The sequence below is a fragment of the Streptomyces melanosporofaciens genome (genome assembly GCF_900105695.1).
GTDB lineage: Bacteria > Actinomycetota > Actinomycetes > Streptomycetales > Streptomycetaceae > Streptomyces > Streptomyces antimycoticus.
In genome coordinates this window covers 46340-61783 of the sequence record NZ_FNST01000001.1, presented here as the reverse complement: position 1 = coordinate 61783, position 15444 = coordinate 46340, and the positions used below count along the sequence as shown (strand labels likewise).

Annotated in this window: 14 protein-coding genes and 3 pseudogenes; 13 read left to right on the top strand and 4 right to left on the bottom strand. The window is 68.1% G+C overall.

The window, feature by feature from the left end:
* The first annotated feature begins 28 nt into the window (after positions 1-28).
* Positions 29-1381, top strand: a complete 1353-nt coding sequence (locus tag BLV72_RS00300; protein ID WP_093459462.1) for an MFS transporter — start codon at positions 29-31, stop codon at positions 1379-1381.
* Entirely contained in the window at positions 1378-2910 is a 1533-nt protein-coding gene (locus BLV72_RS00295; RefSeq protein WP_093459461.1) for a sulfatase-like hydrolase/transferase, read from the top strand. The genes BLV72_RS00300 and BLV72_RS00295 overlap by 4 nt, the downstream gene beginning before the upstream one ends.
* Here BLV72_RS00295 and BLV72_RS49155 read toward each other — a convergent pair.
* Positions 2843-3034, bottom strand: coding sequence for a transposase (locus BLV72_RS49155; protein WP_244320525.1), 192 nt, complete (start codon positions 3032-3034; stop codon positions 2843-2845). The two genes, BLV72_RS00295 and BLV72_RS49155, sit on opposite strands and share 68 nt — an antisense overlap.
* Positions 3035-3176: 142 nt before the next feature.
* Between BLV72_RS49155 and BLV72_RS00285 the strand changes: the two genes are divergently transcribed.
* The gene (locus BLV72_RS00285; protein WP_093459980.1) at positions 3177-4397 is read left to right on the top strand and encodes an RNA-guided endonuclease InsQ/TnpB family protein; all 1221 of its coding nucleotides are present in this window, start codon (positions 3177-3179) and stop codon (positions 4395-4397) included.
* A 76-nt stretch (positions 4398-4473) separates the two neighbouring features.
* Entirely contained in the window at positions 4474-5502 is a 1029-nt protein-coding gene (locus BLV72_RS00280; protein ID WP_342030631.1) for a CehA/McbA family metallohydrolase, read from the top strand.
* 9 nt (positions 5503-5511) lie between these two features.
* Here the strand turns inward: BLV72_RS00280 and BLV72_RS00275 are convergent.
* A pseudogene (locus tag BLV72_RS00275) lies at positions 5512-5976 on the bottom strand (IS5 family transposase); the annotation flags it as partial.
* Positions 5977-6430: 454 nt separating this feature from the next.
* Here BLV72_RS00275 and BLV72_RS00270 point away from each other — a divergent pair.
* The gene (locus tag BLV72_RS00270) at positions 6431-7675 is read left to right on the top strand and encodes an IS110 family RNA-guided transposase (RefSeq protein WP_093459977.1); all 1245 of its coding nucleotides are present in this window, start codon (positions 6431-6433) and stop codon (positions 7673-7675) included.
* Positions 7676-7746: 71 nt separating this feature from the next.
* Here the strand turns inward: BLV72_RS00270 and BLV72_RS00265 are convergent, their stop codons facing one another.
* On the bottom strand, positions 7747-8286 hold the full coding sequence (locus BLV72_RS00265; RefSeq protein ID WP_093459975.1) for a GNAT family N-acetyltransferase: 540 nt from the start codon (positions 8284-8286) through the stop codon (positions 7747-7749).
* 77 nt (positions 8287-8363) lie between these two features.
* A pseudogene (locus BLV72_RS00260) lies at positions 8364-8705 on the bottom strand (transposase); the annotation flags it as partial.
* Between the two features lie 285 nt (positions 8706-8990).
* Here BLV72_RS00260 and BLV72_RS47625 point away from each other — a divergent pair.
* The 8 genes and pseudogenes from BLV72_RS47625 to BLV72_RS50950 all read left to right on the top strand — a co-directional run bounded on the left by BLV72_RS47625 (position 8991) and on the right by BLV72_RS50950 (position 15307).
* Complete coding sequence (locus tag BLV72_RS47625) at positions 8991-9134, top strand: hypothetical protein (RefSeq protein WP_167746222.1); 144 nt, start codon at positions 8991-8993, stop codon at positions 9132-9134.
* A gap of 271 nt (positions 9135-9405) precedes the next feature.
* Positions 9406-9792 carry an urease subunit gamma gene (ureA, locus tag BLV72_RS00255; protein WP_093459460.1) on the top strand — a complete coding sequence of 129 codons (387 nt, stop codon included), beginning with the start codon at positions 9406-9408 and terminating at the stop codon, positions 9790-9792.
* A gap of 10 nt (positions 9793-9802) precedes the next feature.
* Positions 9803-10381 (top strand): urease subunit beta, encoded by a 579-nt coding sequence (locus BLV72_RS00250; RefSeq protein WP_244320523.1) that lies wholly within the window; start codon positions 9803-9805, stop codon positions 10379-10381.
* 32 nt (positions 10382-10413) lie between these two features.
* Positions 10414-12287: pseudogene (gene ureC / locus BLV72_RS00245) on the top strand (urease subunit alpha).
* 8 nt (positions 12288-12295) lie between these two features.
* On the top strand, positions 12296-12949 hold the full coding sequence (locus tag BLV72_RS00240) for an urease accessory protein UreF (RefSeq protein ID WP_093459459.1): 654 nt from the start codon (positions 12296-12298) through the stop codon (positions 12947-12949).
* A 25-nt stretch (positions 12950-12974) separates the two neighbouring features.
* On the top strand, positions 12975-13718 hold the full coding sequence (gene ureG, locus BLV72_RS00235) for an urease accessory protein UreG (RefSeq protein WP_208905482.1): 744 nt from the start codon (positions 12975-12977) through the stop codon (positions 13716-13718).
* 83 nt (positions 13719-13801) lie between these two features.
* Positions 13802-14581: an urease accessory protein UreD gene (locus BLV72_RS00230; RefSeq protein ID WP_244320522.1), complete on the top strand. Its 780-nt coding sequence runs from the start codon at positions 13802-13804 to the stop codon at positions 14579-14581.
* A 591-nt stretch (positions 14582-15172) separates the two neighbouring features.
* A complete protein-coding gene (locus BLV72_RS50950) occupies positions 15173-15307 on the top strand; it encodes a hypothetical protein (RefSeq protein ID WP_280142992.1) in 135 nt (44 codons plus the stop codon).
* The last annotated feature ends 137 nt before the right edge of the window (positions 15308-15444 follow it).

Below are 15444 nucleotides of genomic sequence, written 5' to 3'. Positions count from 1 at the left end.
CCGTTGGGATCCTCAGTGGAGCCGCTGTATGCCAAGGCCAGACCCGCCTCGGATCGCCCCCGCCGCGCGTCGTACCGTGCTCGCCAGCTTCCTCGGCTCGACCTTCGAATGGTTCGACTTCGGGCTTTACGGAACCACCGCGGCACTTGTCTTCGGCCACGTCTTCTTCCCCGCGCAGAGCAGCGCGATCGGTTCCCTGCTGGCCCTCACCACGACCGCCGTCGGGTTCTTCGCCCGGCCCATCGGCGGCCTGGTCTTCGGGCACTTCGGCGACCGGGTCGGCCGCAAGAAGCTCCTGATCCTCACGATGCTGCTCATGGGCATCCCGACGTTCGTGATCGGCCTGCTGCCCGGCTACGCCACGATCGGCGCGGCCGCCCCGGTCATCCTGCTGTTCCTGCGCGTGCTGCAGGGCATCGGCCTCGGCGGTGAGTACGCCGGTGCCGCGCTCGCCACGATCGAGTCGGTGCCCAAGGAACGGCGCGGCTTCTTCGGTTCCATCCCGCAGCTCGGCAATCCCGTGGGCGGCATCTTCAGCAGTGGGCTCGTGCTGCTGTGCACCTGGCTCTCCTCGGACACGCAGTACGAGGACTGGGTGTGGCGACTCCCCTTCCTGCTCAGCGGAATCCTGCTCGTCTACACCCTCGTGGTGCGCACGCGCCTTGCCGAGAGCGTGGACTTCACGCGCCTTCAGAAAAGGCGCGGGGTGGCGAAGGCGCCGCTGATCACGCTGCTGCGCAACCACTGGGCGCCGCTGCTCCTCGCGCTGGGCGCGCGTGCGGCCGACGCCATCACCGGCAATGTCGTCGGGCCCGTGGTGACGGCGTACATCGTCACCTATCTGCACCGCAGCGACAGCATCGGGATCGTGGGAACCATGATCCCGAGCATCATCTGCCTGCCGCTGATGCTCTACCTCGGCAGGGTCGGCGACCGGTACGGGGTGCGCCGCACATTCGTGTGGAGTGTGCTGTCGATGGCCGTGACCACCTTCCCCCTGTTCGCCCTGCTGCAGACCGGGACGCTCTTGTGGATGGTGCTGGGGATCACGCTCTTCCGGCTGTGCAACTCGGCCCAATTCGCCGTCCAGAGCACGTTCCTGGCCGAGCTGTTCCCCACCGAGGTGCGCTACACGGCGGTGTCGTTCGTCTACCAGGTCGGCTCGATCCTCGGCGGCCTCACCCCGCCGGTCGCGTACGCCATGCTCGTGGCGTCCGACGGCTCGCCGTGGTGGCTGGCCCTCGCCGTGGTCGTCTCGGTCCTGTTCAGCGCGGCCTGCGCGGCCGTCATCGGCCTGCGGATCTCCCGCGCCGACCGCCGTACCACCGACGGCCCGTCGACCGACGGCGCCGACCTCGCCGAAAGGACCACTCGAGCGTGACCACGCCCCGCCGGCCCGACCTCGTTCTCGTCCTGACCGACCAGCACCGTGCCGACGTCAGCGCCCGTGAGGGATTCCCGCTGGACACCACGCCGTTCCTCGACGAGCTGGGACGCTCCGGGGCCTGGTTCGACCGTGCCTACACGACCTCACCGCTGTGCTGCCCGGCGCGCACCAGCCTGATGACCGGACGGTTCCCCAGCGCGCACCGCGTCACCCAGAACCCGGCGCATCCGCTCGCGATCCGCGACGCCGATCTCTTCGGTGAGGCCCGCGCGGCCGGATACGCCACGGCGATGATCGGCAAGAACCACACCTATCTCGACGCCTCGTCCGTGGACCACTGGGTCGAGTTCATGCATGACGGCCAAGTGACCGCTCCGTCGAAGGCGTTGCACAAGGAGTTCGACACGTGGCTGGCGGCGCTGCGGCACCGTACCCACGAGGAGCCCACGCCGTTCCCGGTCGAGGTCCAGAACCCGCACCGCATCGTCGACGAAGCGCTCGCCTGGGCCGCCACCGTCCCCGAGGACCGGCCGTTCCTGCTGACGGTGTCCATCCCCGAGCCGCACAATCCGTATCAGGTGCCCGAGCCCTACTTCTCACTGTTCCCGAAGGAGTCGCTGCCCCCGACCCGCACCGGCGCCGACGTGCTGGAGGGGAAGTCCTTCCCCTGGCAGTACCTGCGCGGCCTGGGCGAGCGCGCGGTGGCCGACTACGAGGGAGCCATCGCCCCGTCGCGTGCCAACTACTTCGGCATGCTGCGGCTCATCGACGACGAACTTCGGCGCCTGCTCGCGGGGTTGGAGACCCGGCACCGCGTACGCGAACGCGTCGTCGTCGCCACCGCGGACCACGGCGACTTCGTCGGCGAGTACGGACTGGTGCGCAAGGGCGCGGAGATCCCGGACATCCTGGCCAGAGTTCCCCTGGTCGTGAGCGGGGACGCGGTGCGGCCCTCCGGCGCGCCGCGTCCGGAGCACGTCTCGCTCGCGGACCTCATGCCGACGCTCTGCGAGGCGATGGGACGCGAGCTGCCCGACGGTGTGCAGGGGCGCAGCCTGTGGCCGTTGCTGACCGGAGGGCCCTGTCCGGCGGAGGAGTTCAGCAGCGTCTACGTGGAGCAGGGCATGGGAGGACTCCCGTACGGGCCCGAGGACGTGGCCGATCAGATGCCCGGGCTCATCTTCGACGGACCGGGCGGCGAGCCCCGCTGGGATGAGCTCAACGCGGCCACGCAGAGCGGGCGCCGCCGCAAGGTCCGCAGCGGGGACTGGACCCTGTACGCCGACATCGTCGGGGACTTCCGCCTGTACAACCTGCGCGAGGACCCGCTGGAGCTGGTGGACCGCTGGTCGGACCCGGCGGCCGCCGACGAACGGGTCAGGCTGCTGTCCCTGCTGGCCGTGTGGCAGATGCGGGCCGAGGACCCGCTGCCGACGGTCCCCGGCGGCTACCGGCTCAAGCGGGACCCCCGCAACCACCTCGCTCCCTACCGGCATTCCGAGGAAAAGGGACCATCGTCATGAAACGGCGACGGCTCCCGCGTGCCGGGAGAACCGGAACGAGCAGGTGGACGTGGTTGTTCTCGCCGTTAAACTCGATTGGCTCGCATTCGAAGTCGGCGCAGACGGCCCGCCTGATCTCCTCCATGCGCTCAGGTGAGTGTCCTTGAAGACCTTGTGCCGGTACTTCGTCACAAGAACCAAGTGCGCGTGGAGGGCGAAAGTGCAGTGCCGACCAGTACGGATGTTCTGATTCTCAGCCATAGCCCAACTGTCTTAGGGTGATCGACATGCAGTTGAGGTACAGCTTCCGCCTGTACCCGAACTGTCCTCAGCGCGCGGCGCTGGCCAGGGCATTCGGGTGTGCGCGGGTGGTCTACAACCATGCGCTTCGCGCCCGTGAGACCGCCCGCGCCGCAGGCGAGGCGTTCCCGAAGACCGGGGACCTGTCCAAGCTGCTGATCACCCAGGCCAAGCTCACCGATGAGCGCGCGTGGCTCGGCGAGGTGTCCGCTGTTGTGCTCCAGCAGTCCCTGCGGGACCTGGACACCGCATACCGGAACTTCTTCGACGGGCTGAAGGGCAAGCGCCCGCGCATGGGCGCGCCCCGGTTCAAGTCCCGCAAGGACAACCGGCAGGCCGTACGGTTCACCGCGAACGCCCGATGGAAGATCACCGCCGGCGGGGACCTGTCCTTGCCGAAGATCGGGGACGTCCGGGTGAAGTGGTCCCGCAGCCTTCCCTCGGTCCCTTCCACGGTGACCGTGATCAAGGACGCGGCCGGAAGGTACTTCGCGAGCTTCGTTGTGGCCACCGAGCCCGTCACCTCAGCCGAGAGCGACAGGGCTGTCGGCATTGACCTGGGGCTGGGGCATTTCGCGGTCTTGTCCGACGGCACGAAGATCGACGCTCCTCGCTTCCTGCGCCGGGCCGAGAAAAAGTTCAAGCGCGCACAGCAGGCCCTCAGCCGCAAGGCGAAGGGCTCGAACAACCGGAACAAGGCCCGCTTCAAGGTCGCCCGCGCTCACGCGCAGGTGGCCGACGCGCGACGTGAGTTCCACCACCAGCTCTCCACCCGGCTGATCCGCGATAAACAAGCGGTCGCAGTGGAAGACCTGGCGGTGAAGGGACTCGCCCGTACACGCCTGGCCAAGTCCGTGCACGACGCGGGATGGTCCGCGTTCGTGACGATGCTGGAGTACAAGGCCGCGAAATTCGGCCGCGGCCTCCACCGCATCGGACGGTTCGAGCCGACCTCCCAGGTCTGCTCGCAGTGCGGCGTCAAGGACGGCCCCAAGCCCCTGCACATTCGAGTGTGGGAATGCCGGGCCTGCGGAGCCGTCCTCGACCGGGACATCAACGCGGCGGTCAACGTCGCCAAGGCCGCCGGACTGGCGGTGTCAGCCTGTCGAGCGCAGGTAAGACCGGTACTCGTACCGGCCCAGCGCGGTGAAGCAGGAACCCACCGAGGCGGTCAGCCGACCGTGGTAGGAATCCCCGGCTTTTACTGATCGTTTCAGAATGCGATTTGATCTGACCTCTCGGCTGAGACCGCGCTCAGTGGTGCGACGGAATCGGTAGCTCTGGTTGCGCGTTGGCTCGACAGGACTTTGGGGGGAGAGAACCTTGTCGAGTTTGAGCTTCCCGCCGGCGCGGGCGGTCGGACGCAGGGCGGCCTGGTACCGCGGGGACTGCCATGTCCACTCCGTCCACTCGGACGGGGAACTCACTCCTGAAGAGTTGGCCGTTCGGGCGCGCGCTGCCGGGCTCGACTTCATGGCGACGACGGAGCACAACTCGGCTGCGGAGCCCGGTGCATGGGGGCATCTGGCTGCCGATGACTTCTTGATCGTTCTCGGTGAGGAAGTGACCACGAAGAACGGGCACTGGCTCGCGCTCGGCATCAACCCCGGCGAGGTCGTCGACTGGAACCACCGGGTCAGGGACGGGCTGATCGATCAGTGCCTGGACCAGGTCCATCGAGTCGGGGGCCTGTGCGTGGCCGCGCACCCTCATGCGCCCTATCCGTCGGGCGACTTCATGTTCCCCTTCCGGGGCTTCGACGTGGTGGAGGTCTGGAACGGCGCGTGGACTTCGGACCGACCATGGAACGCTGACAACGGGGCCGCCCTGGCGGAGTGGGGGCGGAGCCTCACAGCGGACATCCACACGGGCTCGTGGCGGCCTGCGATGGGCAACAGCGACACCCACTTGGAGGGACAGATCGGCATCCCTCACACCGTGGTCTTCGCCGAGGAGCTGAGCACCGAGGCGATCCTGGCCGGAATCCGTGCCGGCCGCAGCTGGATCGCCGAGTCGGCGGACGTGGACGTGTCGTTCACTGCCAATGCCGATGGTCGCGTTGCCGGGGTGGGAGAACAGCTCACAACTCATGGTGGGCAGGTCGAAGTACAGGCAACAGTGCGAGGTGCGCCGGTGGGGACCGTCAGCTTCCACACCGATCGAGGGAAGGTTCACCGGGCCTCTCTCCCCGGTGATGGGGCAGGTGTGGTGCAGTGGGACACAACGGCGGAGGACTCAGCGTTCGTCCGCATCGAGGTCCGCCACCCCAACGGGCACGTCGCCGCACTGACCAATCCGATTATCCTCGCCTGACCGCTCGTTTCACCGTACGGTGCGCAGGCGACGGAGGCAGATGAGGCTGCAGGCTAGCTCGAGCAGGCCCTGATGGAGGTCGGCGCGTCGTTCGTAGCGGATCCGGAGCCGTTTGAACTGGTGCAGCCAAGCGAAGGCCCGCTCTACCACCCAACGGACCTTGCCGAGCCCCGAGCCGTGGGCCACGCCACGTCGGGCGATCATCGGTTTGATGCCGCGCTTCCACAGCAGGCGGCGGTACTTGTCGAAGTCGTAGCCCCGGTCGGCATACAGGTGCCGCGGCTTGCGGCGAGGCCGTCCTCGCAGCCCCCGGATCGGCGGGACCGCGTCGAGCAGCGGCAGGAGCTGGGTGACGTCGTGGCGGTTGCCGCCGGTGAGCGTGACGGCAAGCGGGGTTCCGTGCCGGTCGACTATCAGGTGGTGCTTGGAACCGGGACGGGCGCGGTCGACCGGCGAGGGGCCGACGTGATCCCCCCTAATCCAGTGCGTAAGCAGACGGCCCCGGACCATGCAACGCCCCGGGGTAACTGCTCGCACAGGACAGCGAATGCCTGGATCCCCCCTGGCCTTCAAGGCCTCCTCAAAGAGCGGCATCGCTGTCCGTTGCGCGGCTCGCGGTGATGACGCGGGCGCCGGGCTGATGCCTCCGTTTCCCCGGGCCCTTGAGGCCTCTGTCAAGAGCGGCGCAGCCCGGCGCCTCCGTGGTCACCGCGAAACTCGCGGGGCCCGGTCGGACGTTGATCGTCACGGCGTGAGCCCGTTCCAGGGTCGACCTCTTGTTCATCCGCGAGCCCGTTAGCTCTGCAGAAAGATCGAGCCCCTGGAGTGCGCTGGTGTCGCGAACGGCTACTGAGATGGCGGACCGACGAGTCCTTGGATTAGGGCGCCGCGTGACCCGCATGTGCTCGTGACCTGCATAAACGGACGGATCTGGGAGGACAGCTTGACCGTGTTCTGTGGCATCGACTGGGCAGAGCGTCACCACGACGTCGCCCTCGTCGACGAAGCCGGCACTCTGCTCGCCAAAGCCCGTATCACCGACGACGCGGCCGGCTACCACCAGCTCCTGGACCTCCTTGCCGAGCACGGTGACAGCCCAGACGATCCGATACCGGTGGCCATCGAGACCAGCCACGGCCTCCTGGTCGCGAGCCTGCGCACCGGCAGCCGTCAGGTCTTCGCGATCAACCCGCTCGCCGCCGCCCGCTACCGCGACCGCCACGGCGTCAGCCGAAAGAAGTCCGACCGGGGCGACGCCCTGGTCCTGGCGAACATCCTGCGCACCGACATGCACGCCCACCGGCCCCTGCCGGCCGACTCCGAACTCGCCCAGGCCATCACGGTCCTGGCCCGAGCCCAGCAGGACGCTGTCTGGACTCGGCAGCAGGTCGCCAACCAGATCCGCTCGCTCCTGCGCGAGTACTACCCCGCTGCTCTGCTGGCCTTCCAGGGCAAGCAAGGCGGTCTGACCAGGGCTGACGCCCGCGTCATCCTCACTCTGGCCCCGACCACGGCCAAGGCCGCGAAGCTCACCCTCACCCAGCTGCGGAGCGCCCTCAAACGCAGTGGCCGCCTCCGCGGCTGCGACACGGAAGCCGAGCGGCTGCGGGCCGTCTTCCGCGCCGAGTACGCCCACCAGCTCCCCAGCGTCGAGAATGCCTTCGGCCACCAGCTCCTGGCCCTGCTCAAGCAGCTGGACGCCACCTGCCAGGCCGCGGACGATCTCGCGGAGGCGGCCACAGCCGCCTTTCACCAGCACGCCGACAGCGAGATCCTGCTCAGCTTCCCCGGCCTGGGGCCCATGCTCGGTGCCCGTGTGCTCGCAGAGCTGGGCGACGACCGGGCACGGTTCGCCGACGCCCGGGCGCTGAAGTCGTACGCCGGATCCGCACCCATCACCCGGGCCTCCGGCAAGAAGCGCTTCGTCGGCCGCCGGTTCGTCAAGAACAACCGCCTGATCAACGCCGGCTTCCTCTGGGCCTTCGCCGCCCTCACCGCCTCACCGGGAGCGAACGCGCACTACCGACGCCGACGCGAGCACGGAGACTGGCATGCCGCCGCACAACGGCACCTGCTGAACCGCTTCCTCGGACAGCTCCACCACTGTCTCAAGACCCAGCAGCCTTTCGACGAACAGCAGGCCTTCGCACCGCTCCTTCCAGCGCCTGCATGACCCGCCAACCCGACCGACTTCCTCGACGAGAACAACGGCACTTCGACAGAGCCACGCTGTCGAGCGCGAACTCAATCAGACGGCGTGACCGGAGCCCGCAGCCCGAGCCACTGATCAGCGTCCCAGGCCCGGAACCTCTCCGCTTCGGTGAACCCCAGCTTTGCCGCGAGGCGCATCGAACGGACGTTGGCGGTCTGGGTGGCGAGCACCACCGGCTCACCCGGAAGGACGTCTTCGAGCCAGCCCAGTGCCGCCGCGCACGCCTCGGCGGCATACCCGAATCCCCACGCCCGCGGCAGGAACAGGTAGCCGAGATCGACCTTCCCCACGGCAGTGGGGCAAAGGTGCTCCGTTGCTCTCCTGAGCAGGATCTGGCCGATCATCGCCCCTTCGAGATCGACGACGAAACTCCCGGGCCGCCGCCCGGGCACCTCGGGCATCTCGCGCTCAAGCTCATCACGCGGGCGGGGGCCACCGAGGTAGGTGTGCACCTCCGACGAGGCGTGCAGCTCGATGAACGCCGCACGGTCCCAGGCCTCGGGCTCACGCAGCACGAGCCTCTCGGTCTTGATCGGTGCAGGCGGCCACGCAACGGGTCCGAGATCATTCATGTTGGCCAGCCAATCAGCGGCCTCAGTGGTGATCAAGACTCGCGGTCCCTCTTGACTTCTTATCCCCCTGAGATGTCTTTGAGGGCCCGGACATGCGAGCCGTCAACAGCGCAGTGGTCAAGATCCAGCAGGTCGGCGCGGCGCAGCTCGGTCAGCAAGGCTGCGTGCAGGCGCGACCAGACGCCAGCCTCGGTCCAGTCCCGAAGCCGACGCCAGGCCGTCACCCCGGAGCAGCCGACCGTTTCGGCCGGGACATCGCGCCAGGCGACACCAGTGCGCAGCACGTACATGACCCCGGCGAGTGCCGCCCGGTCGGGAACGCACAGCCGCCCGGGGTAGCGGCGGCGGCGCTCAGGAGCGGGCGGCAGCAGCGGAGCCACGCGCTCCCACAGGTCATCCGGAACAAGATCAGCACGCACCCGGACACCCTGCCCACGAAGATCGCCGGACACAAAACTTACGACTCAACTCATTCTGAAACGATCAGTAAGCCGTGCTCCTTGCGGGTTCGGTGGAAGAACCCGCGGACGGCTGACGTTGCCTTGCCAGGGGCCGGGGCGGCATCGAACTCGGGGACGTAGTCCTTGCACCGACTCGTCTCGGCGTCCTGGGTTGGCGACGGCGCGCGGGCGAGAATCCCGCAAGCGACTATCTGAGAAGACCCAGCCCACCGACGTGAGGGTCAGCACTCTGAGGAGACCCTCATGTTCAGGCTTCTGGCAATCGGCGCCGAGATTCCCTGCCTCAGCCTCGTTGGCGGCGGCACTGTTGAGTGCAAGGTCATCGAACCAGCACCCCTTGTCGTGGCCGCCGGTTTCGTTCAAACGCTCGCGTCAGCATCCGTTTGAGGGGTCCGAGGCGGATCGTGCGGCAGCATCCCGGCCAGCCGCAGGATGATCACCTACGACGCAGTGTTTCTCAGCTGGTGGACCCGGTGGTCCTGCCTCTCGCTGCGGACTCCCATTCGCTGGATCCGGGGAAGGCGGTCGGCATTTCACTCCCCGAGTACAAGTGTGCCCGCTCGCCTTACGGGCGTCGGCCAGGAGGTGTCCTGGCTGCCTCCCTCGAGCCGGGGTTACCAGGGGCCAGAGACACCATCACCACTACCGAGGAGCACGGATGCACCTGATTCCGTCAGAGCAGGAAAAGCTGCTGTTGAGCGTGGCGGGGATGCTTGCCAGCTACCGCAAAGAACGCGGCATCAAGCTGAACTACCCCGAGGCCGTGGCATACATCAGCTGTTGGGTCATCGAGGAGGCCCGGGCGGGCAACTACACCGTCGACCAGATGATGAGCGACACGAGCCTTCCTCTGGAGGAGCGGAAGGGCGACACCCTGGGCGTGGGCGAGAGCGTCCTCACGACGGCCGACGTCATGGAGGGCGTCGCCGAGATGCTCGACACCCTCCAGATCGAGGCGACCTTCCCCGACGGCCGCAAGCTCGTCACCCTCTACGACCCGATCCGTGCCCCGAAGATCACCCCGAAGGCCACCCCGATCCGCTGAGGACGAACCCATGCCCTACTTCCAGCCGCTGGCAGCGAAGCCCACGCCGATCGTGTGTCCGGGCGCGCGGCCTGACGGCGCTGTTCCTCCCGAACTCCTGCCGCCCTCCGATCTGGATCCGGGCCAGGTCCACAGCTTCTCCCGGTACAAGGTGGGCGGAGTGTGGGTCAAGGACCCGAGCGCGGAGCACGTCCTCAACTCCGAAGCGGGCAGGGCCACTGTCTACGTGGTCAACGTCGGTGACCGCGACATCCAGATCGGTTCGCACATCCACCTGGCCGACGTCAACAAGGACCTGCTGTTCTTCACTGACATGGAGGCCGCCACCGCTGCCGAGGCCGCCCTGACCGACCCTGAGCGGACGCGGCCTGAACAGATCGCCGCTGCCCGCGAGTTGGCGCACAAGCGGTCCAAGACGCCGGGAGTGGCGCCCTGGGGCTACCGCCTTGATGTCGCTCCGGGGGACTCCATGCGGTTCAGCCCCGAGAACGCGCCCAGCGACGCGATCGAGGTCGTTCCGATCGGCGGGAGGCGACGTGTTCCGGGCCTGCGCAAGGACAAGCATGCCGGCGACGTCGATCTCGGCTGACAGGGCCCTCGAAAACCAGCTGGAGGAAAGCAATGGCGAACATCACCCGCGAGCAGTACGCGAAGTCCTATGGCCCGACCGTGGGCGACCAGGTCCGTCTGGGCGACACCAATCTCTGGATCGAGATCACCGAAGACCTGACCTTCGGTGGTGACGAGGCGATCTTCGGCGGTGGCAAAACCATCCGCGAGTCGATGCTGCAGGGCACCACCACCAGTTTGCAGGGCGCCCCCGACACCGTGATCACCAACGTGATCATCCTGGATGTCGCTCCCGCCCAGGAGCGGGGAAACAGTAACGCCGTCGTGCGTGCCGACATCGGAATCAAGGACGGCAGGGTCGTCGCGATCGGCAAGGCCGGCAACAGCGATGTCATGGACGGGGTCACGCCCGGGCTGGAGATCGGTCCCTCCACGGACGTGATCTCCGGCGCGGGCAAGATCCTCACCGCCGGTGCCGTCGACACCCATGTCCACATCATCTCCCCCTCGGCCGTCATGGAGGCCGTGGCCACCGGGACCACCACACTGATCGGCGGCGGTGTGGGCCCCTCCGAGGGGTCCAAGGCGACCACCGTGACCCCCGGCCCGCAGCACCTGGTGAACCTGCACCACAGTTTCGACGACCTGCCGGTCAACGTGATGCTGCTGGCCAAGGGCAACACTGTCAGCCAGGACGGCCTGGACGAGCAGGCGCTGGCGGGCGCCGGCGGTTACAAGATCCACGAGGACTGGGGAGCCACTCCAGCGGCTCTGGACGCCGCGCTGAAGGCCGGAGAGGAATGGGGCCTGCAGGTCACCCTGCACGCCGACTCCCTCAATGAGGCCGGCTTCGTCGAGACCACCCTCGATGCCATCGGGGGCGCAGCGTCCACGTCTTCCACGCCGAGGGCGCCGGCGGCGGGCACGCCCCCGACATCATGAAGGTGGCCGCCGAGGCAAACGTTCTGCCCGCCTCTACGAACCCGACGCTGCCGTACACCAGGAACACCGTGGCCGAGCACATCGACATGCTGGCCGCCGCCCACCACCTCGATCTCAGCAACAAGAACGACCAGGCGTTCGCCGACTCCCGCCTCCGCTCCACGACCATGTTCGCCGAGGACGTGCTGCACGACATGGGCGCGATGTCCATCACCTCCTCCGACGCCCAGGCCATGGGCCGCATCGGTGAGGTCGTGACCCGCACCTGGCAGGTCGCCCACGTCATGAAGGAGTGGAGTCACAAGACCTTCGAGGACGCGAACTTCTTCTACCGGACCGAGCAGGGGGCCGGCGACAACGCCCGTGCGCTGCGCTACGTGGCCAAGTACACGATCAACCCCGCCATCGCCCACGGTATCGACGAGTACGTCGGTTCGGTGAAGGTGGGCAAGCTGGCCGACCTGGTGCTGTGGGACCCGCGGTTCTTCGCAGTGCGGCCGGAGGTGGTCATCAAGGGCGGTGCCATGGTGCGAGGCAACCTGGGCGACCCCAACGGTTCGGTGTCGACGCCGCAGCCGACGTTCCTGCGCCCGGCGATGGCCGACGCGATCGCCTCCCAGCTGTCCTACTCGTTTGTTTCGGACAAGGTCCTCAACCCGCCCTCCGGCACCGACCCGTACAGCACGGTCAGCGGCCAGGGCGTGTTCAAGGACTCATTGAAGGCCACCCTTGGTCTGCGGCGTGAACTGAAGGGCGCCAAGCCCGTCAAGGACGTCAAGAAGGCGGACATGGTCTTCAACAGCGGGCAATACGGCATTGACATCGACCCGAGCACATTCAAGATCGCGGTGGAGATCCCGGATCTCGCCACGACGCGGAATCACCGCCTCACCAAGCACAGGAGCCGTGCCGGCTTCTGGTACCTCGACCAGTCGAATCCGCCCGAGAACCTGCCGCTCACCCAGCGTTACCTGCTGTTCTGAGGTGCCCGGTGAGTACCTCCTCGCTCCTGCTCGCCCTCCTGGGCGACGCCCGGCTCCCGTCCGGGGGACACACGCAGTCCGCCGGTCTGGAGCCGGCCCTGCGGGCCGGCACGACAGCAGCCCAGGTTCCCGCCTACCTGCGTGCCCGCCTCCGTACGGTCATCCGTGTCGAGGCGGGGACCGCTGTCGTTGCCCGTGCCGTGGCAGCGGGCGGCGGCGACCTGGCCGAGGTCGAGGCCGCCTGGGCCGCCCGGACCCCCAGCCAGGCACTCAGGGCTAACGGGCGGCGCCTGGGGCGCGGGTATCTGCGCATCCTGCAAACGCTCTGGCCCGGCCCCTCCGACGCCCGCGCACGCACCTGGTCGCGCCCGGTCGTGCTGGGCCTGCTCGCCCACCGCGCCGCGATGACCCCCGCCGACGTGGCCCGCCTGGTCGGGTACGACGACATCCAGAGCGTGACGGCGGCCCTGCTCAAACTCGAGCCGCAGGACCCGCTGCTCATCGCCGCGTGGGTGAAGGACCTGCTGCCCGACATCGACGAGATGGCCGCTCAGGTCGCCCACCTGCACACCCCCGAACAGATCCCGGCCCACGGCGCCCCTCTCATCGAGCGCTGGGCCGAGACCCACGACACCACCACAGAAAGACTCTTCAGTGCCTGAGAACACCACCGCCCCCACCCGTGCCATGCGTCTGGGCGTAGCCGGTCCCGTCGGCACCGGCAAGAGCTCGCTGATCGCGACACTGTGCCAGACACTCTCCGGCGAACTGCGCCTGGGTGTCATCACCAACGACATCTACACCGACGAGGACGCACGCTTCCTCAAGAGCGCCGGGGTGCTGGACCCCGAACGGATCCGCCCGGTGGAGACGGGCGCGTGCCCGCACACCGCGATCCGCGACGACGTGACCGCCAACCTGCTGGCAGCCGAGGACCTGGAAGCCGACTTCGGCCCGCTGGACCTGGTCATCATCGAGTCCGGCGGCGACAACCTCACCGCGACCTTCTCCCCGGCCCTGGTGGACGCCCAACTGTTCGTCCTGGACGTCGCCGGCGGCGGTGACGTCGTACGCAAGGGCGGCCCCGGCATCGCCCGCGCCGACCTGCTCGTGATCAACAAGACCGACCTGGGCCAGTACGTGGGCGTGGACGTCGAGCGCATGGCCCGCGAGGGCCGCGAAGCCCGCCAAGGCTCCCCGGTGGTGGCGCTGTCCCGGCACGACGCAGCGTCCATCCGGGTGCTGACCGGCTGGGTCCGCGACACCCTCACCCGCTACCGTACCGGCGAGCACACCCCCGTCGACCCCGGACCCATGGCCCCGCACTTCCACGCCGACCAGGACGGCGAGGGCGGTCACCCGCACACCCACGCCGACGGCACCAACCACGCCCACGACCACACACCAGCGCATGCGGAGCAGAGCGCGTGACCCGCCCGACCCGCCTGAGCGTCGCCCCCACGGGGAGCCGCAGCCGCGTCCACCACACGACCGGGCACCTCACGGTGCGGGTCATGGACCAGGACGCAGACGGAGCCAGGGTGGGCCTGCTCGCCACCCAGGCACTGCTGTTGTCCGGCGACGACGTCCGCATCGAGGTGGACGTCGCTCCCGGCGCCTGGCTCGACGTCGTGGAGACGACCGGCACGGTCGCCTACGAAGGCGAGGCACCGTCGTCCTGGACGGTCGACGCCACCGTAGGCGACGGAGCCGTCCTGACCTGGGCGGGCAAGCCGTTCGTGGTCTCGGACGATATCGCCACCCACCGCCGCACCCGGATCCGGCTGCACGGCACCGGCAAGGTGCTGATGCAGGAGAAGGTCGTACTGGGGCGTGCCGGGCAGTTGGGCGGGGACCTGACCATGTCCCTGAAGGCGAACGACGACACCGGGCCGCTGCAGGTGGAACACCTGAACCTGGGGCAGCAGGCCCGTCAGATGCCGGGCATCCTCGGAAACCTGCGTTCCATGGACACGGTCACCGCCCTGGGATGGACACCTAAACCAACCGGTGAACCAGAGGCCGGCACCACCGGGCCCGGGGAGACCTACTTCCCCCTGGACCGGTCCGGGGCCGCACTGCGCTGGATGGGAATCGGCCGATTCCGTGACCAGCTGTGCGACGCCACCTTCGCCGCCTGGCGCGAGGAAACCATGCGCGACTACCGGCACCGACACCTCGCACGGCACCCGGCTCACGCAGAGGAGGAGACCGGCCTCGGAGAAGCTGATCGTGGCCCGGTCGCGGACGCCGTGGCCGGGCGGTTCCGTGCCGGTACATGCTGCACTCCCTAACCGGATGGCAGATCGACCTACACACGGCCCCTCTCGGAGCGGATGAGATCGGCGCTGCCCTCGCAACGATGATGCGCGGCGGACGGCTCCCTGGGAGCCGATTGGGAGCCGACTCGCTCCTCGAAACCTCCCGGCCGAACGCGCGGGCGGTGCGCCGGGCCCGACCACGGCGGCGCACGGCGGGCTCTCCTCACCCCGCCGGTCAACCAGCCCGCCGCGGCGTTGCCATTGCGGTACTGCGGGCTGCTCGTGCTCTGGCCCCCTCATCGCGGCCGCCGTATCGGCTCGTCACTCGTTGAGGCGGCCAGAGATGTGAGTTGCTGAGGATTCCGCACAGGCCACCCCAAGATCACCTTGAGTGTCCGGGGAAGGCCCGGACCCGATTGACCATGATCATTCTCAGCGCCAACGGCTGTACCGATGTTCCCCGAGGTCGTGAGTGGCAGCTCACGGCACACATTGCCAGACGCTGGGGACGACTGTTCTCTGATAGGTGGCCTGACCGATAACCAAGCGATATTGACCGCCGCGGTCGAACGCACGTCTGTACGGTCAGCCCATGGAAGACCTGAAAGCGTGGACCGTCACATCTTGCATCAGCAGATAGTACCGGCACTCAAGGCGATCATGGACGCGCCCGGCTCCACGCTCCACGAGGCGATCGACGTCTTCGGAGTGCGGTACGAGGAGCTCCGCCACAAACGGCCTGACGACTTCCAGGGGTGAGCCGCGAGGCGTATGGCCGCAACGTCGATACATGACCTCCCGGCCTCCTCCTGGCCGGTCAAACTCACCTGGCAATCAGTCAAGATCATCTGTCAGAGGGCAGCTCCTCCACACCCAGCCGCAAGTCCACGAGCTGA